This is a genomic window from Hyphomonas sp. (genome assembly GCF_046313735.1).
GTDB lineage: Bacteria > Pseudomonadota > Alphaproteobacteria > Caulobacterales > Hyphomonadaceae > Hyphomonas.
This window is the reverse complement of sequence record NZ_JBKBXW010000005.1, coordinates 79,502-99,082: the sequence shown is the minus strand read 5'-3', so window position 1 is coordinate 99,082 and position 19,581 is coordinate 79,502. Positions and strand designations below refer to the sequence as shown.

General features: G+C 63.2%; 18 protein-coding genes. 3 read left to right on the top strand and 15 right to left on the bottom strand.

The features are described 5' to 3' along the window. Positions 1–4: 4 nt before the first annotated feature. The 11 genes from ACK4SV_RS04205 to ACK4SV_RS04155 form a co-directional block, all read right to left on the bottom strand. Positions 5–1,108 carry a glycosyltransferase family 2 protein gene (locus ACK4SV_RS04205; protein WP_409916551.1) on the bottom strand — a complete coding sequence of 368 codons (1,104 nt, stop codon included), beginning with the start codon at positions 1,106–1,108 and terminating at the stop codon, positions 5–7. A 97-nt stretch (positions 1,109–1,205) separates the two neighbouring features. Next, a complete protein-coding gene (locus ACK4SV_RS04200) occupies positions 1,206–1,388 on the bottom strand; it encodes a hypothetical protein (RefSeq protein ID WP_409916550.1) in 183 nt (60 codons plus the stop codon). A gap of 203 nt (positions 1,389–1,591) precedes the next feature. Then, a complete protein-coding gene (locus tag ACK4SV_RS04195) occupies positions 1,592–2,866 on the bottom strand; it encodes an O-antigen ligase family protein (protein ID WP_409916549.1) in 1,275 nt (424 codons plus the stop codon). Then, on the bottom strand, positions 2,863–4,026 hold the full coding sequence (locus ACK4SV_RS04190) for a glycosyl transferase (RefSeq protein WP_409916548.1): 1,164 nt from the start codon (positions 4,024–4,026) through the stop codon (positions 2,863–2,865). The genes ACK4SV_RS04195 and ACK4SV_RS04190 overlap by 4 nt, the downstream gene beginning before the upstream one ends. Positions 4,027–4,073: 47 nt before the next feature. Then, on the bottom strand, positions 4,074–6,479 hold the full coding sequence (locus ACK4SV_RS04185) for a GumC family protein (protein ID WP_409916547.1): 2,406 nt from the start codon (positions 6,477–6,479) through the stop codon (positions 4,074–4,076). Positions 6,480–6,551: 72 nt separating this feature from the next. Then, positions 6,552–7,838: an outer membrane beta-barrel protein gene (locus tag ACK4SV_RS04180; protein ID WP_409916546.1), complete on the bottom strand. Its 1,287-nt coding sequence runs from the start codon at positions 7,836–7,838 to the stop codon at positions 6,552–6,554. A 334-nt stretch (positions 7,839–8,172) separates the two neighbouring features. Beyond that, on the bottom strand, positions 8,173–8,808 hold the full coding sequence (gene eda / locus ACK4SV_RS04175) for a bifunctional 4-hydroxy-2-oxoglutarate aldolase/2-dehydro-3-deoxy-phosphogluconate aldolase (RefSeq protein ID WP_409916545.1): 636 nt from the start codon (positions 8,806–8,808) through the stop codon (positions 8,173–8,175). Between the two features lie 182 nt (positions 8,809–8,990). Further along, positions 8,991–9,620 carry a GNAT family N-acetyltransferase gene (locus tag ACK4SV_RS04170; RefSeq protein ID WP_409916544.1) on the bottom strand — a complete coding sequence of 210 codons (630 nt, stop codon included), beginning with the start codon at positions 9,618–9,620 and terminating at the stop codon, positions 8,991–8,993. After that, positions 9,617–10,189 (bottom strand): hypothetical protein, encoded by a 573-nt coding sequence (locus ACK4SV_RS04165; protein ID WP_409916543.1) that lies wholly within the window; start codon positions 10,187–10,189, stop codon positions 9,617–9,619. Before ACK4SV_RS04165 ends, ACK4SV_RS04170 begins: the two co-directional genes overlap by 4 nt. Before the next feature lie 106 nt (positions 10,190–10,295). Then, complete coding sequence (locus ACK4SV_RS04160) at positions 10,296–11,342, bottom strand: acyl-CoA dehydrogenase family protein (RefSeq protein ID WP_409916542.1); 1,047 nt, start codon at positions 11,340–11,342, stop codon at positions 10,296–10,298. A 5-nt stretch (positions 11,343–11,347) separates the two neighbouring features. Then, positions 11,348–12,541, bottom strand: a complete 1,194-nt coding sequence (locus ACK4SV_RS04155; protein ID WP_409916541.1) for an acyl-CoA dehydrogenase family protein — start codon at positions 12,539–12,541, stop codon at positions 11,348–11,350. A gap of 109 nt (positions 12,542–12,650) precedes the next feature. Here ACK4SV_RS04155 and ACK4SV_RS04150 point away from each other — a divergent pair, with 109 nt between their 5' ends. After that, complete coding sequence (locus ACK4SV_RS04150) at positions 12,651–13,415, top strand: crotonase/enoyl-CoA hydratase family protein (protein ID WP_409916540.1); 765 nt, start codon at positions 12,651–12,653, stop codon at positions 13,413–13,415. Between the two features lie 135 nt (positions 13,416–13,550). Here the strand turns inward: ACK4SV_RS04150 and ACK4SV_RS04145 are convergent, their stop codons facing one another. Then, positions 13,551–13,889 (bottom strand): hypothetical protein, encoded by a 339-nt coding sequence (locus tag ACK4SV_RS04145; protein ID WP_409916539.1) that lies wholly within the window; start codon positions 13,887–13,889, stop codon positions 13,551–13,553. Positions 13,890–14,297: 408 nt separating this feature from the next. On the opposite strand from ACK4SV_RS04145, the gene pelA reads away from it, so the two are divergent. Continuing rightward, complete coding sequence (pelA, locus tag ACK4SV_RS04140) at positions 14,298–15,338, top strand: pectate lyase (RefSeq protein ID WP_409916538.1); 1,041 nt, start codon at positions 14,298–14,300, stop codon at positions 15,336–15,338. 22 nt (positions 15,339–15,360) lie between these two features. Here the strand turns inward: pelA and ACK4SV_RS04135 are convergent, their stop codons facing one another. After that, positions 15,361–15,819 carry a type II toxin-antitoxin system RatA family toxin gene (locus ACK4SV_RS04135; RefSeq protein WP_409916537.1) on the bottom strand — a complete coding sequence of 153 codons (459 nt, stop codon included), beginning with the start codon at positions 15,817–15,819 and terminating at the stop codon, positions 15,361–15,363. A gap of 3 nt (positions 15,820–15,822) precedes the next feature. Then, positions 15,823–16,794, bottom strand: a complete 972-nt coding sequence (gene lipA, locus ACK4SV_RS04130; protein WP_409916536.1) for a lipoyl synthase — start codon at positions 16,792–16,794, stop codon at positions 15,823–15,825. A 176-nt stretch (positions 16,795–16,970) separates the two neighbouring features. On the opposite strand from lipA, the gene ACK4SV_RS04125 reads away from it, so the two are divergent. Further along, positions 16,971–18,557 carry an AMP-binding protein gene (locus ACK4SV_RS04125; protein ID WP_409916535.1) on the top strand — a complete coding sequence of 529 codons (1,587 nt, stop codon included), beginning with the start codon at positions 16,971–16,973 and terminating at the stop codon, positions 18,555–18,557. A gap of 173 nt (positions 18,558–18,730) precedes the next feature. Here ACK4SV_RS04125 and ACK4SV_RS04120 read toward each other — a convergent pair whose 3' ends face one another. Continuing rightward, the gene (locus tag ACK4SV_RS04120; protein WP_409916534.1) at positions 18,731–19,570 is read right to left on the bottom strand and encodes an alpha/beta fold hydrolase; all 840 of its coding nucleotides are present in this window, start codon (positions 19,568–19,570) and stop codon (positions 18,731–18,733) included. Positions 19,571–19,581 lie beyond the last annotated feature (11 nt).

Here is a 19,581-nt window from a genome sequence, read left to right as displayed (position 1 = left end):
CCTCCTAGACCCTGAACCGGCGGCGCACGGTCCGTGCCAGCTTGCGCACCCAGGCCGGCCGGGAGTTGGGATCAAGCCTGAGCCTCATCAGCTGCAGCTTCAGCGGGCGGGGCGCAACCTGCATCGCCGTCCAGAAAACACCCGAGAACGCCCGGCGCAAACCCCGGCGGTTTGCCGCTTCGAGCGGCTTTATATCGCGGATCAGCCGCCCCAATGTGTCACCCTCTATCGGATGAGCCTCCGGTTCGAACACAAGCGACACGATCCGCTCGAACAGGTGCCCGTCATCCCGCGTGCCGAGATCGACTGCAACGGGAAGTCCGAGGCGGGCCGAATGTTCGCGGATCACCCGGTAGCGCTGGTGGTCATGGTCGATCCGCCAGCGGGCGAGCTTGGCCTGCGCGGCGCGGCGCGAGGTGTGCTGGCCCCCGTGCAGCCGGTAGGCGCAGGTCTCGGTCTCGAAACTGCGGACCGGGCCATAGAGCGGGCCTGCCGCCACGACGTAGCCGTCTCCGCCATACCGAAAGGCTTCCGCATCCACTGGCATCATCCGGTCGAGAACCCAGCGATTGAACACGAGGCCCGATGTAATGGTCGAGGGGTAACGCCCGACACTGCGGAGTTTCTCTGATGCCTCAAGGCCATCGGCAAGCCGCTCGCTCAGCGGCGGGAACACGCCGTCGCCGAGCTTGCTGGTCTCATCCGTATAGCGCATCCGGTAGTGATAAAGGGTTACTTCCGGCTCGTAATTCGCGCGGATCTTCGCAGCAGCGCCCGGCAGCATGAAATCATCGGCGTCGAGGAACATCACCATGTCCCCGCGCGCAGCAGCATGACCGGCATTGAATGCCGCCCCCTGCCCGGAATTCACCGGCTGGTACACGCCGCGCACCCGGCCGGGAAATCGCTGTGCAAACTCATCGATCACATCCCGCGAATTGTCCGTTGAACAATCATCGACGACGAGGATCTCGGCAACCTCTTCGCCCTGCGCCAGGACGCTTCCGATCGTTTCGGGCAGGTAGCGGGCATAATTGTAGTTGTTGATGACCACCGACAAGGCAACGCCGGCGCCGGGCGCGGGAGGTGTCTCAGGAGACGGCTGCATCCGGGGATGTTCCTTCAGGCGCACAGGGAGGTTCCGGACATTGGCCGGATCAGTGCCGAAGTCGCAAATTCCATGCCATTGCGCGGCCGCGCAAGGCTCATCCGAAGATCGAGACCAGACCCCAGATGATGGTCGCCCACATGCCGGCGCTGAGGCTGATGATCGTCAGCACCCGCAGCCAGACCGGCCATTTTTCTCCGGCCGTGTCGGACATCACGGACCTGTCCGCATCAAACATCGCGGCAACGGGATCATGCATTACGCCTGTTTTCATGGCCATGACTTCACTCATACGCGACACTGTCCTTGCGAAGGACTTAAAACCCTGAAGGTTTAACGGCCATTTAAGCCCGCTGAACCAATTGGCTTGATTATGGGAAGTTGACAGCGGAATCAGGCACAAATCCGGCAACATCCGGAATATTACGGGGTCTGATTGCGCCTGCCGGACACAAGCCTGACATTCCTGAAAGGCTGCCGGGATCAGGCTGGCCGCAACAGCACGCGCTGGCGGATCCCGTTATGGTAGGGCAAGGCAAGCGCCGTGATCCCGCCCAGATAGTAAAGCATCACCATCGCTTCGAATGCCCCCAGAAGGTAGGATTCGGTGAAGCTGGTGACGAAGATCATCATTCCGGTCAGCAGGAAGAAGGATGCCGGCATCCCGCGTGACTGAAACCATGCCCGCAGGTTGAACAGCATGGACCAGGCCAGCTGGATGCAGAACAGGGTCAGGCCCACATAGCCGAGTGCCACACGGGTCTCGATGTAGACATTGTGGAAGGAGTGCTTCGTACCCGCCGCCCGGTGGTCAATTTCATTCAGCGTTTGCGCGGCACCGACATTTGGTTGCCAGAAACTGTTCATGCCATGCCCGAACAGGGGCTTCTCATCGGCGACGCGGTTGCCGGCCTCCCACATGATCGTCCGGTTGGTCAGTGTCGCATCCTTGCCGAAGGCGCCCAGAACGTCGTCGACAATCGAATTGTCCGGCAGCGAGAGCAGCGCCATGATCAGTCCGACGAGCGCTGTGATGCCCGAGAAAACGACAAAGGATCTGAGGTGGCGGATCCGGCTCGCAGGCTGCCAGACCACCCACATGGCTGTCAGGATCAGGGCCCCGCCGAGCGTTAGCGCCAGAGAGGTGGCAGAGTTGCCGAGATAGCAAAAATAGATCGCGACAGCCCCAATACCGACTGCGGCGAACCGCAGGGGATAAGGCTCCTCGGAGTCATAGGCGACAGCCAGCGCTGCAAACGCCGTCAGCATCATGCGGATCGACAGGTAGTTTTTGCTGCCGAGGGCCGTGTCGATCCCCAGATATTGTGAATAGGGCGCCAGGTAGATGACGGTCAGCGCCCCGGCAAAGAAGATGCAGCGAATGATCTGACGTCTCGTCAGCCTTGTGGCAATCGCGATCATGGCCACAAAGTTGACGACCATCAGGATGCCGAGACGCATCGCTTCGCCCGGAACCGTAGACCAGCCGAAAGACAGGATCGTCATGACCGGGATGAGCAGAAGGATCGAACATTTCAGCGCGAGCGGGATGGTGAATTCGGAATAGTGTATAAAAATCAGGACCAGCAGCAGCGCGCAGGGATAGAGCACGAGCGAATTGCCGGGGAACTGGATGAAGGCGCAGAATATCCACAGCGTCACGAGCACCTGCTCCCACGCTGCAGCCGGTTTGACGCGGGTTGTCAGGACCGCCTCAACAGGCGGAGCCGGCGCGAAGCGGATCGGCAGGACGCTCATGCGCAGACCTCCTGCGCCGGCATCGGTGCAGCCGGCACACCTGGAACGCCGGCAAGGAGCGCAAGCAGATAGCCGCGCGGCTGGACGAAGGCATCCTCAGGCAAGCGGGCAAGGACTTCGGCTTTCCCGCGGAGCGGCGCAGGGTCGGCCAGAAGGCGGCGCGCAAGGTCTGGCAGCGACTTCTCCAGCGGTTCTGCCAGCGTGAAGCCGCAGTCATGGCGTTCCAGCCAGGCAGCTGTTTCGGTGTCTGCAGGCGCAATGGCGGGGGTGCAGAAATAGCCGCCCTCATAAATGCGGTTCGGCAACAGCCAGACGGAGTTATAGCCCGCTTCCATGAAGTCGCCCGCCCAGACGGCATCCAGCCCGGCATAGATCGCGGCAAGGTCCTCCGGAGACCGGTAGCGCCCATGATAGGACATGTTCGCCCGCGCTTCGATCAACGGTTCGAATACAGGGATCTCCGTGCGGGCCGGAACGCCGTGCAGCCGGATTTCCACCGCGTCGCCGAGTTCATCAGCGAGGGCGCAGAGAAGGTCCAGCGAGCGCTTGCACCGGAGATTGCCGACCCAGCCTATCCGCAGCTTGCCGGGCACTTCTGATGTGTCCGACGGCCTGCGCTCGCCATAACCCTGCCCGCCGGCCAGCCGGTTTTCGATCAGCATGGTGCGGGGATGGGGCGGATAATGGCGCTCGAAATGATTTCGCAGGAAGCCGGGCGACGAGACGACCAGCGCTGCGGAGCGCGCCAGCAAGGCGCCTTCGAGCCAGCGCAACACGCTGCCGATGACATCCTTACGGCAGAGCATCCGGTGAACATCAAGGCTTTCATAGACAACCGGCGTATTCAGGCCGGCAAGGCGCTTTGCAAGGAAGGCGCAGGCCAGCATGTCCAGGTTGCGGGCATAGATGAGGTCGGCCGATGCGAGCGTTTCCTTCGCCCGGGCCGCTGTTCGCGCGCCCCGTAACACCTGCAGGATGCGTTGGATAAAGGCACCGTCACGGGTTCGCCCCAGATCAATCAGGGGCCACTCGGTTGCGGCCGGCTCCCCCCGGCGCATCATGAAGCCAGTGACATCAAACCCGTCATCGCGGAGTGCAACTGCCCGGCGCCGCACGGCTGCATCGCCTGCATCATGGCCAAAGAAAGCGATCCGAGTCATTGCGCGTTCCATTTTCCGGAATGCTTGCTGCCGGACACCGGCGGCTCCTATTCCGCCGAGACCCGTTCTGCAGGCTGGGACTCATTGGCCGGCTGCGAAGGCGGGACTTGCAACGCCACTCCTGACTTGAGGCCTTTGCTCTTGTTCCCCCGCGGCCGTGACCAGCCGAACAGACCCGGACGGGAATCCATCTGGTAGTACTTGCGATAGGCCTTGTAGGTCGCGCCCGGATCGCCGTGATGGCGCGGCCGGTTGAGATCGACCATGTTGAGCGTCACGCCCAGCACATCAGCCTTGAAATTCCGCAGCAGGGCAAGCGACTGGCGCGCGGCCGAGCGAGCCGTCTCGCGCCAGCGCACGATCAGGATCGTCTTGTCGACCTTGCCGGCGACAACGCGGGCTTCGGCCATCAGCAGAAGCGGACCGGTATCGATCAGGATCAGGTCATACATGGAGCGCAGGCGCGCCAGCAGGTCATCAAATGCACGCGTGCCGAAAACGTCATGCGGCGTGTGGCCATCCAGCGACAAGGGCAGGATGTCGAGCATCGTCTTGCGATCCTTGACGATCGCGTCGGACAGCGCGCCATTGCCGAACAGGTGTTCGACGAAGCCGATCTCCGGCTTCAGGCCCGCAGTTTCCGTCAGCTGCCGGCGGCGGAAGTCGCCATCGATCACCAGCGTGCGCGATCCCGACATGGCCGACATCCGCCCGAGGCTCAGAACAAGACTGGTCTTGCCTTCATCCGGGAGTGAGGAAGTGATTGCCACGGTCTTCGTCTCGCTGTCGAGATCCGAGAAGGCGATGGCCGCGCGCAGATAGCGGATACTCTCCGCATAGGCCGATAGCGGATTCTCGACGAGGAACTCCGCTGGATTCGTCTGGGCCAGCCCCAGGAAGCTGGCTGTCCGGATCAACGGGACAGACCCGATCGGCGGGGCGCCAAGTTTCGTCTCAATATCGGCTGTCGAGCTCAGCTTCGTGTCAAACAGCTCGGCGAAGAGCGCGAGCCCGGCGCCAACTACGAGACCCAGCAAACACGCGATCAACAGGTTCAGGGTCTTCTTCGGCGACGCCGGCGCATAGGGAACCGAAGCGCGCGAGAGAATGTTTGCGTCAGCGGTGATCAGCGCATCCTGCTCGCGGGTCTGCTTGGAGCGAGCCAGGAATTCTTCCAGCAACACACGGCTGGTTTCAGCGTCGCGTTCCAGTTCGCGCAAGCGGACCAGGTTGATGTTGTTCCCGCGAAGCTGCGCGGTCGAACGGCCGATTTCGCTCTGGATGCTGTTCAGGCGCTGCTGGGCGACACGCCATTCGCTTTCAAGGTTCGCCGCGATGCGGTTCACCTCATTATTGATCTGCCGTTCGATGTCCGCCACTTCGCTGCGCGCCGCCATCATTTCGGGGTGGCGCTCACCAACGCGGGTTTCGAGGTCTGCCACCCGGCGCATGATGTCCGCACGCTGGGCTTTCAGGGTGCTGATCAGCGGAGAGCTGCTGACTTCCGTCGACGAGATGGACTCGACCGGCACGCCGCTGTCGATCTGCCGGCGGATACTTTCAAACCGCGCACGCGCCTGGTCATGCTCGACCTGGAGCGTGCCGCGCTGGCCTGTCATGTAGGCAATCTGCTGCTCGGTCAGTGTCGCGCCCTGGGCGGCGAGCAGGCCGGTCTCGGCCCGGAAGGTCTCGACCCGGCGCTCCTTGTCCTCGACCTCTTCGCGCAGGCCCGATACGCGCTCCTGCAGCCATTCGGTAGCCTTGCGGGTGGCTTCGTACTTCTCCTCGAGCTGCTGCACCCGGTATTGTTCTGCCACCTCGTCAGCGAGGCGCGCGGCTGTCTCCGGCGAATAACTCAGCACATCAATGGTGATCAGGTAAGTCGCGCCGATGCGCCCGACCTTGACCTTGCCCATCAACGTCTGGACGACCGACTCCATGATCGACGCTTCGCGCTGTTCCTCGGTCATGCCGAGGAAGGGATCGACCGGAGTCGTGTCGCGGCCCATCAGGCCGGCGACGAATTTGCTGGCGCTGGAGACAAGCGTCTCGCGCGGCGGCCGGAGCGTCCAGTTGAATTCCGGATCTTCAATCAGCTTCTGGCGCTCGGCCACACGGCCGAGGAGCGTCTTCGAGCCGATGACCTGCACCTCAGTGTCGATCACGGCGGTCGTCCCGCCCATGCCGGTGAAGATCGCGCCGAGATCGATGACGTTCTTCTGGGTCGTGTCGATCTGCACAACGGCCTGCGCGCGGTAGACCGGTGTCTGGTTGAACGTCATGTAGGCGATGATCGAGAAGGTAACGAGGAATCCGGTCAGGATCAGCCAGAAGCGGCGATAGACGATTCCCACAAGCGTCTTCAGGTCGAACAACTGGAACGTGTTCACCGGCTCCTGCGCCAGCGCGGAGTTGGTGCTGCCGGGCAGTTCGATTGTGTAGGACTTGGTCAAGATGCCTGCCTTTTTGTCTTTTCTGGCACCCGGCCTGCGCGGTGTGAGCGAAGGCCGGGTGATTGGGGTACGTTACGGGAAGACCCGAAGCGCAATCCCGACCTGATTTACATCATAATTCGGGTTGCCGAAAACTGCCGCCCCGCTCGCGTCGCGGTCGAGCCGGGTGTAGAATGCATCCAGATGAACACGCTTGTTCATCTTGTAGGTCGCGACGAGGCCGAGTTCGACATTCTCGTCTTTGCGATCAATCTCCTGATACTCGTAATTGGCAAAGTTCGCAAAGCCCGAGACGACGATATTCCGGCGCAGTTCGTGATCAACCCGCGCGCCGCCCCGTGTGGCGAGGGCACTCGGCGAGTCAAACGCGCCGACATCGACGACGCTACGGCCGGCGTTCAGGCTGACCGTGGTCAGCCGGGTCGGGAACCATTGCAGACGCCCGTCAATGGAAAGGCCACTGACATCGGCGAAGAAAGCATCGTCTTTGTCTTCCTTCAGATAGCCGACGGCAATATCGCCGCGAACCAGCGAGCGGAGTTCGAAATCGACACCGGCAGCTGCCGTGTAGCCTTTGGAATCGCGGCTGCGGGCCTGGCCGCCAATGATCTGCGTGGTTCGATAGTCACTGATCCGGTAGCTACCCTGGCCATAGACGGCGAAGTCCGGCGTGAGGGCGTAGGACAGGCGGGTTGTCGCCTCGGTGAAGGTGCGATCCCGGTAGCTCTGGTCGATCGGCAGGCCCGTGCCGATCTGCCGGCTGTTCTTGAAGTCTTCCTGGAGGACGACAGCATTGTTGTTCCAGCGTACCCGGTCATTGCCGTAATCGGCGCTGAGGCGCGCGCCTACAACCGTGTATTCGAGCGGGGCATCAATGCCGAACGCATTCACGATGTCGGTACGCGGTTCGGTGCGCTGCTCGGCGAAGACGCCGCCGCCGAGGGAGAATTCCCGCGTGACATCGAGCCGGCCGCGCAGCCCGGCGCGCAGGTCGTTGTTCGATTCATTGCTCTGATCGAGATATTCGTTCCGGTGCGCCGAAACATCGAACCCGACGGCGTGCACGGCCCAGTTCGTTGTCCCGGAAACTGACGCACCGATGCGTGCAAGCACGTCCGACTGGCGGTTGGAAGGCGTCGCGAAGACGTTGTCGGTGGCTGTCAGGCCCAGATCACCGCGAGCATTCACGAGGAACGCGCCGAGCCGGACAGGCTCGGGATCGAATTCAGGCTGAGCCCGGTCCAGAACCGCTTCATACTTGTTGCGGCTGTAGAAATTGTTCTCCTGCGCGACCGCCATCGACGTCGCGAGAACACTCGCCGCGACACTCATGAGGCACATACGCTTCAACTTAGACATATCGTTCACCATTCCCAGTTGGCGTCGGGCCGGACACGGCCTTCGTTAACGCGGAGGTTCTGTGCAAGTTCGGTACCATGAGTTCCGTCGATACTCGGCCCTGCTCACAGCCAACCGCTTCAAACCCAATATCCCCAAATGGATGATAAACGAACACAGCGACCACGCAGATTTCGCCTCACACGGGAACTGTTCTGTAACGGGCGTTTATTTTGGCTTTACAGTATACCACCTGACAGGCGCATTGAAGCCAAAGTCTTTATTTTTCTTGTTTTTCGGGAAACCTGCTGCCGCCCGGGCCCGTGCAGGGAACTGCGCGCCGGTCTGGAGGATGTCAGGCCGTCGCCAGAATCCGGCCGGCAATCTCGCTGATCCGGCCCCAATTGCCGGCGGCGATGTCAGCGGGGCTGGCAATCCACGAGCCGCCAATCGCAAAAACATTGGGCTGGGACAGGTAAGCGGGCACCTCGGCTTCCGTGATCCCGCCGGTGGGCATGAACTTCAGGTGCGGGAGCGGCCCGGCCAGGGATTTGAGCGCCGGCACCCCGCCCGCCACCGCCGCCGGGAACAGCTTCAGCCGCCGGAAGCCTTCTTCATGCCGCGCCATTGCCTCGCTCGCCGTCGCGACGCCGGGGATCACCAGGTGCTCCCGCCCCGCCAGCGCCGCGCGCAGGCCCGGCGGCATTCCCGGCGAGACAAGGAACTCCGCCCCCGCTGACAGCGCCGCATCAGCGTCTGCCCCGGTCAGCACCGTGCCGGCCCCGACGATCAGCCCCGGCGCGGCCTTCGCCATTGCCTCAATCACTTTCAGCCCATCCGCCGTGCGCAGCGTCACTTCGGCAATCGTCACGCCCGCCTGTTCCAGCGCGGCGGCCAGCGGCGCCGCCGATGACACGCTCTCCACAACAAGGACGGGCACGACCGGTGCCTTGTTGGCAGCGGCGTCGAGGCGGGCAATCATATCGGTCATCGGCAGGAGAGCTCATCTGGCGGCTTGGACCCGGCACCTGCGCCGGACCTGTCTGAAGGAACTTGCCTCAACGGCAATACGCCCTTCTGGCCCGGCTCATCCGCAAACACAAGCCGCGCAAACGGCCTCGGCCCATCTCCTGACCACCGGTGTCATCCAATTTTTGCGAGCGCGATCCTGCGTTACGCCGCCTCGGCTCCGCCTACCGGCCGGTCCGCCGACCGGTCCAGCACGCCCGGCATGTCCCAGTTCCCCTCCGGCCGGATCACCTGCAGCGGGTCAGTCCGCACGCTCAGCGCCGCCGGATGACGGGGCACGGGGATTTCCATTTCGGCATAAGAGTAGCCGGAAAAGGCAAAGCCCGGACGCTCCTCTACCAGCCGGCAGCGGAACACACGGCTCCAGGTTGGCCACAGGCGCGACTGGATCTGAGCCAGCGCCCGGCGATAGCCCTTGCGGGCAATGATCTCAAAGGTTTCGGCCAGCAGCACCTTCAGCGCCGGCGTGCCCCGGAAGGCCGGCAGGATCGAGGTACGCTCCACCTTCGCGAAATCTGCAAACCAACGCACCCGGATCGTCCCGATCGGCCGCGCCCCGGCATACAGCACCATGTGGGTGCCCGTAAAATCATTGCCGTCATATTCCTCCTCATACGGACAGGCCTGCTCCGCCATGTAGACCGCCGCGCGGATCGCCATCGCCTGCTGATACTCCTCCAGCGTCCGCGCCGGGCGGGCCGAGAACATGTCGAGCGCGCCCTGCGGCAGCGGCTTGGCCAGTACCAGCTCCCCGAATGAAGGATAGCGTCTCATGCCGCGTCCCCTGCGCCGGCATCTGCGCCGTCCATTGCTGGCAAGGGCTCCTGCGCCCAGAGGTCTGACATGGCGCCCTGCACCGGTACGAAACCGAGCGAAGCCATCGAGCGTTTGCCGTCCTCCGTTGCCCCGCGCGCAAAGCATGGCACCGGCCCGAAGATATCTACCCGCACAATCGCAGCCGCCCCCATCACGCGCCGCCGCGTCTCCTTGGTCGCCCCCGCATAAACGCCGATGTAAACACCCGCACAGGGCGCCCCCGCTTCGCAGACATGCGCCAGCGCCGGCCAGCCGGGCATGAAACTGCCCCCCCGAACCGCCGTTACGCCCTCAGCCGTGAGTGGCACAGCGATGAACACGCCATTGACCGGCTCACCCGTCACCCAGGCACTCATCCCCGTTAGGCTGTCGATCCAGGTGATCGAGTGCGGCGTCGCCATTGCTTGCCCGGTCAGGCGTTCAGCGAGTCGCAGCCCCTCGGACAACTCGGCAAAGTCCGGCTGGCGGAAGCCGGCCTCCGCCGCCCTCAGCGCGAGCCTCGTATAGTCGATCCGGATTTCCTGCATCCCCAGCCCCGAATTAACACCACAGCGTGTATTTCTCAGTGTTAACCAAGGAAAATATCAACTGCAAGTATTTTATTCGAGGGCTGGTTGTATTTTCGGCAGCAACTCAGGCGGCGAGCCCCTGCAGCTGTGCCGCCGTCTCCCGCGCGGCCTCGGGAGAGCCGAACAATTGCCGGTTCACGCCGATCCGCTTGAACCAGTAGTGAAGCCCGACAAGGTCTGTGAAGCCCATGCCGCCATGCACCTCGGTGGAGGTCCGCGCGATGAAGGTGCCGACTTCGGCGAGGTGCGCCTTGGCGAGGTTCGCCATGACGAGGCTTTCGGCGTCGCCTGTGTCGAGCGCGTGGGCTGCATGCCAGACAAGCGCGCGCGCCGGCTCCAGCTTTGCGGCCATCTCCGCACACAGATGTTTCACCGCCTGGAAGGACCCGATCACCCGGCCGAATTGCTGGCGCTCCTTGGCATAGGCGACCGCCTTCTCGAGCATGGCCTGCGCGGCCCCCAGCGTATCAGCCGCCACCATCAGCCGCGCGAAGGCGAGCACGCCGTCGTCGGGCGCAGCGCTCATCAGTACGGGCGCATCCTTGAACTCTGCCTTGTGGAAACTCCGTGTCCGGTCAATCGTCTGCATGGGCGAGAGCTTGGTTGCCTCCGCCGCCACGGAATGCAGCGCGCCATCGGCATCCGCGGCGATGAGATGCGTCGCCCCCTCGGCTGCCTGCACCAGAAGTGCCGCGCCCGAGATCTTTCCATTGGCCACCGCCGCGCCTGCGCCGTCACGCCGCGCGCTCAACTCTGTCAAAGCAAGGCCGAACCTTGCCTCGCCGGACGCAATCGCAGCCGGAACATCCGTATGCGCTGCAAATACCTTTGCCGCCACAGCGTCCGCAAGGAACCGCGCCGGCGCCACATGATAGCCCAGCGCTTCCTGAACGAGGCACGCCTCGAGCGCGCCGAGCCCCAGCCCGCCTGCCGCCTCGGACACACTCAGCGCAGAGAGACCAAATTCCTCCAGCGCCGAGGCAAGCGCAGCTGCTTCGCCCGTATCGCCCGCCGCGATCTTCCGTATACGGTCCAGAGGCGCGGCCCCGGCGAGGACGCCCCTGACGCCATCCTGCAGCATGCGCTGGTCTTCAGACAGTGCAAATTCCATCTGGATTATCCTTTGGCCGGTTTCGGCTCGCGCGGCATGTCCAGCCCGCGTTCCGCAATGATGTTCTTCTGGATCTGCGCCGTGCCGCCGCCGATGATCAGGCCGAGGTCATACATGTAGCGCCACTGCCAGCTGCCCCCGGATCGCAGGTGCTCGCCCTCCTCATAGAGGATGCCGAGTTCGCCGAGCGCATCAATCGCAAGCCGCGCAATCTCATGGTTGAGATCACAACCCTGCAGCTTCACGACCAGCCCCGCCAGCCCTGCACCTTCGCCCTTCAGCCGGCTCGTCATGATCCGTAGCCCATTGGCCTGCATCGCATAGACTTCGGCCTGCAATTTCATCAGCCGGTCGCGCAGCAGCGGATTGTCGATCAGGCGCTGGCCGTTCACGGTCTCAGCTTTCATCAACTCGATGAGCTCCACCAATCGAGCCTTCGTCGCGTTCGGGTCGCCCAGCATCCCGCGCTCATGCGTCAGCGTGGCGTTGGCGACATACCAGCCCATGTTCGGCTTCGCGATCACGCCGCTCTTCGGTACACGGACGTCCGTGAAGAACACTTCATTGAAATTCGCCTGCCCCGTCATGTCGACCAGCGGGCGCACCTCGATGCCCGGCGTATTCATTGGGAAGGTGATGTAGGTGATGCCCTCATGCTTCTTGGCGGCAGGGTCCGTCCGCACAAGGCAGAACATCATGTCGGCCTGTTTCGCGGTCGAGGTCCAGATCTTCGAACCGTTGATGATGTAGTCGTCGCCATCCTCCACCGCGCTGGTGCGCAGCGCGGCAAGGTCGGATCCCGCGCCCGGCTCCGAATAGCCCTGGCACCAGATCATCTCGCCGTGAATTGTCGGGCGGATGTAAGCCTGCTTCTGCGCCTCGGTACCAAGCTCCAGCAGCGTCGGGACGAACATCGAAATGCCCTGCCCCGCCATCGGCCCGGGGATGCGGCGCTGCGCAAACACTTCGGCAATGATCCGCGCCTTCAGGATATCCGGCTCCGCGCCATAGCCGCCATATTCCTTCGGGATCGTGCGGGCTGCGAGCCCGTTCTCGATCAGCAGCTTCTGCCAGGCGATGCGTCTGGGGTTCTTGTACCCCTTGTCATCGGCTGTCGGCGCAAGGTGGGCGTTCTTCGCGAGGATCGAGGCGACCTCTTCGCGAAAGGTTTCGTATTCGGGATCAAGCGTCAGTTTCATGGCGCGCACGCTCGCGCCCCTGCCCCAACGTCGCGCAAGAGGGGTTCTTGCGCGACGTTGCGGAAACCCTCTTAGCTCCTGTCAAACCAGTCAAAGGGAGACCCCGGCCATGCCCGTCGAATACGTCAAGAAAGGCAATGTTGCCATCATCACGATGAACCGCCCCGAGGCGCGCAACGCCATCAATGGCGAAATGGCCGCCACGATGGAAGCTGCGCTCGACCAGATGGAAGACGACCCCGAAGTCTGGGTCGGCATCCTCACAGCGGTCGGCAAGGCCTTCTGCGCGGGGGCGGACCTGAAAGAAATCTCCGCCGGCAATGGCGGGGCGCTCTCCACGAAAAAAGGCGGCTTCGCCGGCATCGCCCGGCGCGAGCGCACCAAGCCGCTGATCGCCGCCATCACCGGTTCGGCGCTGGCCGGCGGCACGGAAATCGCGCTGTCCTGCGACATGATCATTGCCGCCGACGACACCAATTTCGGCCTGCCGGAAGTCAAGCGCTCGCTCGTCGCCGGTGCCGGCGGCCTCTTCCGCCTGCCCCGCCAGATCGGCCGGGCCGTCGCCCTCGAAGCGATCCTGACGGGCGACCCGCTCTCCTCGCAGCGCGCCTATGAGCTCGGCATGGTCAACAAGGTCGTGCCCGAAGCAGACGTGATGACCGAGGCCGAAAAGCTCGCCGCCCGCATCACCGCCAATGCGCCCCTCGCGGTTAAAGCCAGCCGCGCGGTCGCCATGAACGCAACCTCGAAGACTGATGACGAACTCTGGAAGGACTCCGGCACCGCCTTCGCCAGCATCGTCGGCACCGAAGACTTCAAGGAAGGCCCGAAAGCGTTCATCGAAAAACGCGCGCCGGTCTGGAAGGGCAAGTAACCCGCATGGCTGCCCTCACTTCCCATTGCTTCGCTAATGAGAGGTGAGGGTCTTGTGCAAACTAAAAAGCGGCCACTCCCCAACCGGAGTGGCCGCTTTCTTTTCGCTTCGCAAAACCGTAAAGGTAGGGCCCGCTCAGGCCGCCTCGTCGATCTCCTCGACATCGTCAGCGTCGTAGAGCGGCCCGTAGACGACCTCGTCTGGGATCATCGCCATCCGCGCGATCAGGTCCTTGCCTTCGGCTTCGCCCTCGGCATCGGTCCACTCGACTTCCGCCGCCGGCGAGATCCAGTCTGCCTCGACCAGCGCATAGCCTTCTTCCTCGAACGACTCCTCGATCTTCGCCATCGCCTCGTCTTCATTGGCCGCGTGAACACCGACCAGCAGGTAAGCGCGCTCGATGCCTTCGAGGTCGCCATCGCTGCCTTCGCCGCACAGGATTTCGCAGGACATCACATAAGCAATTTGCGACACGGGTTCTCTCCATCATTGTTCGCAAGAATGTCTGGCACCACGAAACGCTTCCGCGACACGCAAAGACCCCGACGCGCCCGCCAGACCGCCCGTTTGCCGCAACTTCCTTGCTCCGTGATTAAGCAAAAATCCCATGAGTTTCTTAAGAACCCGCTAACCCTTTGGCGACGCCAGCGACCACTGCCCTGACCCTTCCCACAGGCGGGATTGACCGAATGACACCGGTAGCATTACCTTGAAGCGGACAGGCCGCAATTGGCCGAGGCAGGGTTGGCGACAATGAACAAAATGGCAGGATGGCTGAGGGTTATGGTAGCTGCGACTTGCCCTTTGCTTGCAGGCGCAGCGGGCGCTCAGGCCCAGGCACCGGCGCTCGACGGTTTCAGAGATGCAATTCATCACTGGCAGTTGAAGCGTGACGCGGACTATCCCCGGCACGCGGTGGACGATGTAACGGCTATCGCTGACAACCTCCTGATCATGCAACGCGATCATGGAGGCTGGATCGAGAATCTGGATCCCCTGAAAGTGTTGTCGCCTGAGGCAGAAGCTGCATTCATTGGTGAGAAGAAGGATGCGCGTGGCAGTTTCGATAATCGCAATGTCTATCCGCAGATCGAATACCTTGCCGGCGCCTTCGCCCTGACAGGCGATGCGCGCTACAAAGCCGGGGCGGAAGCGGGCCTGCGCTACCTGCTGAACCACCAGTTCGAAAACTGTGGCGGCTGGCCCCATTCAGTGCCTGCAGCTTCGGCCTATCAGGGGCGGATCACGGTTGCAGACGAGGTTTTTTCGGGCCCGCTCACCCTGCTCCGCAGTATCGCCGAAGGCATCCCTCCGCTGGATATCATCGATGCTGACCTGCGCGCCGCTTCCCAGGCGGCGCTTGCTCGCGGCGAAGACTGCCTCCTGCGGCTGCAGGTGCGTAAGGCTGGCCGCCTGACCGGCTGGGCCGGGCAGTATGATCCTGAGACCCTTGCGCCAGTGGGTGGGCGGAGTTTTGAACTGCCCGCGATCGTCTCGGAGGAAACAGTCGAAATCCTGCGATACCTGATGTCGATTGCTGAACCATCTCCGGAGATGATTGCCAGCATTGAGGCTGCGGCTGAGTGGCTCCGGACTTCAGCCATCGAAGGTGTCCGGCTTGAGACCGTCCCGCTCGAAGCTGAAGCGGAATACACATTCCACAATACAAGGTCTGACCGGCGGCTGACGCCGGATCCGGAGGCCCCGCCCCTTTGGGCAAGGTTCTATGATCTTGAGGACAATTCAGTGGTTCTGGCCAATCGCGACGGGATCCGGGTCGAGCGGTATGATCAGGTTCATCCCGAACGGCGCACCGGTTACAGCTGGTATGGGAACTGGCCCGCAAAGTTGCTCGAAAGCGAGTATCCGGAGTGGCACTGCCGCGTCTCCGGCGCGCGCGAGGACGGCCAGCCCTGCGGATGAGCCCCTGCCCCGGCGCCGGACGTCAGGCCGTGGCCGTGTAGCGGCGGCGTGCTTCTTCGAGGAAAGCGTTCAGGATGCGGTCCACCGCAAGGTCGTGATTGGCGGCGGCGAGGAAGCCGATGATGGGGTTCTTGAATTCGTAGTCGATTGTCAGGGACACGTCCGAGGCCCCGGCAACGCTTTCAGTGATCCGCCATTCGGCAAAGAGCTTGCGGAACGGGCCTGATACCAGCGCGGCAGTGACCCGGGAGGCCGGCTCATCGGCAACGACGCGGGTGGAGAAGCGTTCGGTGAACCCCTTGAAGCCGACGCGGACATCGCCGAGGCATTCATTCACACCCGGGCTGATCTCGCGCTGCTCTGAGACGCGCAGCGCCGTGATCCAGCGGATGAAGCGCGGATAGCTTGCAATATCCGAGACGAGCGCAAAGCACTGGTCCGGCCGGTAGGGCACGCGCAGGGTCTTGGTGAAGCGCGGCATACCTCAGCGGGAAGCGGCGGCGAGCATGGCTTCACGCGCGGCGCGCAGGCGCTCGAAATCCTCGCCCGCGTGATGCGAAGATCGCGTCAGCGGGCTGGCCGAGACCATCAGGAAGCCCTTGGCGCGGGCGATTTCCTCATAGGCCTTGAACTCGTCGGGCGTGACGAACCGGTCGATGGCGGCGTGCTTGCGGGTCGGCTGCAGGTACTGGCCGATGGTAATGAAATCGACGCCGGCGGAGCGCATGTCGTCCATCACCTGCATCACCTCTTCCTTGGTTTCGCCGAGGCCCACCATCAGCCCGGACTTGGTGAACTGGGAAGGGTCGCGCTCCTTCACCTTCTGCAGGAGGCGGAGGGAGTGGAAGTAGCGCGCGCCGGGGCGGATGGAGAGGTAGAGGCGCGGGACGGTTTCGAGATTGTGGTTGAACACATCCGGCCGTGCATCGATGACGCGGTTTTCCCAGCCATCCTTGCGCAGGAAATCGGGCGTCAGGATCTCGATAGTCGTGCCGGGGGCGGCGGCGCGGATCGCCTCGATCGTGTGGACGAAGTGCATCGCACCGCCGTCTTCGAGGTCGTCACGGTCCACCGAGGTGATGACGACATGGGAGAGGCCCATCTGGGCGACAGCCGCGCCGACACGGCGGGGCTCGTCCGCATCAACGCCGGGCTTGGGCTTGCCGGTGGCGACATTACAGAAGGAGCAGGCCCGCGTGCAGACATCGCCGAGGATCATCATCGTGGCGTGCTTCTTGTCCCAGCACTCGCCGATATTCGGGCAGCCGGCCTCCTCGCAGACGGTTACGAGGCCGTTCGACTTCACGATCTCCCGGGTAGCGGCATAGCCGCTGGAGGTCGGCGCCTTGACGCGGATCCAGTCCGGCTTGCGCAGGAAGGGCGTGTCCGGCCGGCCCTGCTTTTCGGGGTGGCGGGGGCGCTGGGGCCCGGAGCGGGTGTCGATGAGGTTGGCCATGACCCTCTAAATGGCCCGGCGCGGAGATTCCATCAAGCGGGCTGGGGCGTAGACGAGCCATGCGCGGGAGAGCCGGGCGGGGCGCCGGGACTGGCAATTTGTGTTGCAGGATTGCCACGAGATGACAGAATATTACAAAAATGCGCAGACTCGAGACACAATCAGGGCGGAACTCCATGCAGCAATCCCTCCAGCCACTCGTGCCGGCGCCGCTGGCCTATCGGCCGAAGCGAACCCATACGGACCTGTTTTCAGCCCTGATTCGCGCCTCGCGCGAATTTGGCCCCGGTAGGACGATCATCGTCGATGGGGACGAACGGGAGCTCTCCTACAAGGAAATCATCCGGGCGAGCTTTGCGCTCGGCTCGGCCCTGAAAAAGGGCACGAAAAAGGGCGATGCGGTCGGCGTCATGCTGCCGACGGGCGCGGGCGCGGTGATCGCATTCTTTGCGCTGAGTGCGTTCGGGCGCGTGCCAGCGATGCTGAACTTCACGGCAGGCTCCAAGAACCTGAAAGCCGCGATGAAGGCGGCGAATGTGACACGCATCATCACGGCGCACAAATTCGTGGAGCTCGGCGGGCTGGAGACGTTGATCGCGGACCTGAGCAAGGCGGCGGAGATCATCTATCTTGAGGATGTGCGCGAGGGGCTCTCGCTCGGCAACAAGCTGACGGCGGTGGCGGGCAGCCTGCTGCCGGGGATGGTGGCGGCGCGGCCGGGACACAAGAAGCCGGGCGTGATCCTCTTCACTTCGGGCACTGAAGGCGAGCCGAAGGGCGTCGTGCTGAGCCATGAGAATGTGATGGCGAATGTCGAGCAGGTGCGCGCGCATATCGGGCTTGGTCCGGATACGGATGTGTTGTTCAACCCTCTGCCGACCTTCCATTGCTTCGGGCTGACGGTGGGCGCGGTGTTGCCGCTGATTGCGGGCATCAAGGTGTTGTTCCACCCCTCCCCGCTGCAGCCGAAAGAAATCATCCGCCGCATCAAGGAGAGCAAGGCGACGATCCTGCTGGCGACGGACACGTTCATTTCGCAATATGCGCGCACGGCGAGCGGTGGCGACCTCAACTCCATCCGCCTCGCAGTCTGCGGCGCCGAGCGCGTGAAGGACGAGACGCGCGCCTATGTGCGCCGGAAGTTCGAGATCGAAATCCTGGAGGGCTATGGCGCGACGGAGGCTTCGCCGGTCGTGGCTGCGAACAAGTGGGAGAATAACCGTCCGGGGACGGTCGGCCTCTTGATGTCGGATATGGAATCGAAACTGGTGCCGGTGGAAGGGATTCCCGAGGGTGGGCGGCTGTTGATCCGCGGGCCGAATGTGATGCTGGGCTACCTGCGCGCATCGAACCCCGGCGTGATCGAGAAGCTGCCCGGCGGCTGGCACGATACAGGTGATATCGTTTCGATCGATCAGGACGGCTTTATCCGCATCATGGGCCGCGTGAAGCGGTTTGCGAAAATCGGCGGGGAAATGGTGTCGCTGGCGGTGGTGGAGAATTGCGCAGCCGCCGTGTGGCCGGACAACATGCATGCGGCTGTCACCCTGCCCGACCCGAAAAAGGGCGAACAGGTCATCCTGCTGACCGACGCGCCCAATGCAACGCGCGATCCGATCCTCAGCTGGGCGCAGAGCCACGGCGTGCCGGAAATATCCGTACCGAGACGGGTATTCAGGATCGGGGAGGTGCCGGTACTCGGCACTGGCAAGGTCGATTACAGTGCAGTGCAGGCCGCAGCCGAGCGGCTGATGAACGAGTAGGGTTGCGGGGCTTCCTGCACCCCCGCGTTCGTCACACCCGATGCGCGCGCGCGCATCTGGGTGCCTATCTCCAGACAACTCGGCTCCGCGCAACGGATACGGCAGGAGATGGGCGCCCAGATGGCCTGCCGGCCATCAGGCGTGACGAAACACCCTGAAGCAGTAAAGGAAGTTCAGGCCGCGTGGGCGGCGGCGGATTCGGTTTCGTTGAAGAAGCCCTGTATGATTCCAGCGGTTTCGGCAGCGCGGGTGACGAGGAAAAGGTGGCCGCCGCCTTCGATGACATGAAGGCGGGCATCCGGCAGGGCGAAGTTGAGGATGTGGCCGTTCGCCAGCGGAACGATGGAGTCAGCGTCGCCCATGATGACCAGCGACGGCATCTTCAGGAAACGGATGAAAGGCAGGCTGGACCATCCCGCGAAGGCGAGCAGCTGATAGAGATAGCCTTTGGGATCGGGCGGCAGGAGGCGCTCGATATGACCATCCGAGGACGGATCAGCCATGTCGCCATAGAGTTGGGCGAAGTTCTCGCGCATGAAATCCGGATCGGTATAGCGGCGCGTGTCAGCCATTTTTGACAGCGAAGCCGGGCGCCCGGGAACCATCGTCATGCCGGCGGTGGTTGCGCACAGGATGAGCCGGCGCACGCGGGTGCGGTACTGGAAGGCAAATTGCTGGGCGAGCGCGCCGCCCCAGGACACGCCCATCACATCCATCTCGCCGATGCCATAGAGATCAGCGAGCTTGCGGATCCAGCGGGCGAGCATCCAGTGGCGGTAGGGCCACTGTGTGACCGGGCTGAGGCCGACACCGGGCACGTCGAGGGTGAGTATCTCGCGGTCCGGGAACATGTCACCGAGGCCGAAAGCGAGTTCCATGTTGGCGCCGATGCCATTGAAGAACAGCAGCGGCGGCCCTGCGTGCGCGCCCCGGACCGGCCAGTGTGCGGCGCGCAGGGTGATCCCATCGATATCCTGCACCTTGATATCGGGCGTGCGGAGGAGTTGTGGCATGTTCGGGCGGA

Bases quoted from the DNA above. Each gene is read 5' to 3' on its own strand.
- ACK4SV_RS04205 (WP_409916551.1), bottom strand. From the start codon at position 1,108: ATGCAGCCGTCTCCTGAGACACCTCCCGCGCCCGGCGCCGGCGTTGCC.
- ACK4SV_RS04200 (WP_409916550.1), bottom strand. From the start codon at position 1,388: ATGGCCATGAAAACAGGCGTAATGCATGATCCCGTTGCCGCGATGTTT.
- ACK4SV_RS04195 (WP_409916549.1), bottom strand. From the start codon at position 2,866: ATGAGCGTCCTGCCGATCCGCTTCGCGCCGGCTCCGCCTGTTGAGGCG.
- ACK4SV_RS04190 (WP_409916548.1), bottom strand. From the start codon at position 4,026: ATGACTCGGATCGCTTTCTTTGGCCATGATGCAGGCGATGCAGCCGTG.
- ACK4SV_RS04180 (WP_409916546.1), bottom strand. From the start codon at position 7,838: ATGTCTAAGTTGAAGCGTATGTGCCTCATGAGTGTCGCGGCGAGTGTT.
- eda (WP_409916545.1), bottom strand. From the start codon at position 8,808: ATGACCGATATGATTGCCCGCCTCGACGCCGCTGCCAACAAGGCACCG.
- ACK4SV_RS04170 (WP_409916544.1), bottom strand. From the start codon at position 9,620: ATGAGACGCTATCCTTCATTCGGGGAGCTGGTACTGGCCAAGCCGCTG.
- ACK4SV_RS04165 (WP_409916543.1), bottom strand. From the start codon at position 10,189: ATGCAGGAAATCCGGATCGACTATACGAGGCTCGCGCTGAGGGCGGCG.
- ACK4SV_RS04160 (WP_409916542.1), bottom strand. From the start codon at position 11,342: ATGGAATTTGCACTGTCTGAAGACCAGCGCATGCTGCAGGATGGCGTC.
- ACK4SV_RS04155 (WP_409916541.1), bottom strand. From the start codon at position 12,541: ATGAAACTGACGCTTGATCCCGAATACGAAACCTTTCGCGAAGAGGTC.
- ACK4SV_RS04150 (WP_409916540.1), top strand. From the start codon at position 12,651: ATGCCCGTCGAATACGTCAAGAAAGGCAATGTTGCCATCATCACGATG.
- ACK4SV_RS04135 (WP_409916537.1), bottom strand. From the start codon at position 15,819: ATGCCGCGCTTCACCAAGACCCTGCGCGTGCCCTACCGGCCGGACCAG.
- lipA (WP_409916536.1), bottom strand. From the start codon at position 16,794: ATGGCCAACCTCATCGACACCCGCTCCGGGCCCCAGCGCCCCCGCCAC.
- ACK4SV_RS04125 (WP_409916535.1), top strand. From the start codon at position 16,971: ATGCAGCAATCCCTCCAGCCACTCGTGCCGGCGCCGCTGGCCTATCGG.
- ACK4SV_RS04120 (WP_409916534.1), bottom strand. From the start codon at position 19,570: ATGCCACAACTCCTCCGCACGCCCGATATCAAGGTGCAGGATATCGAT.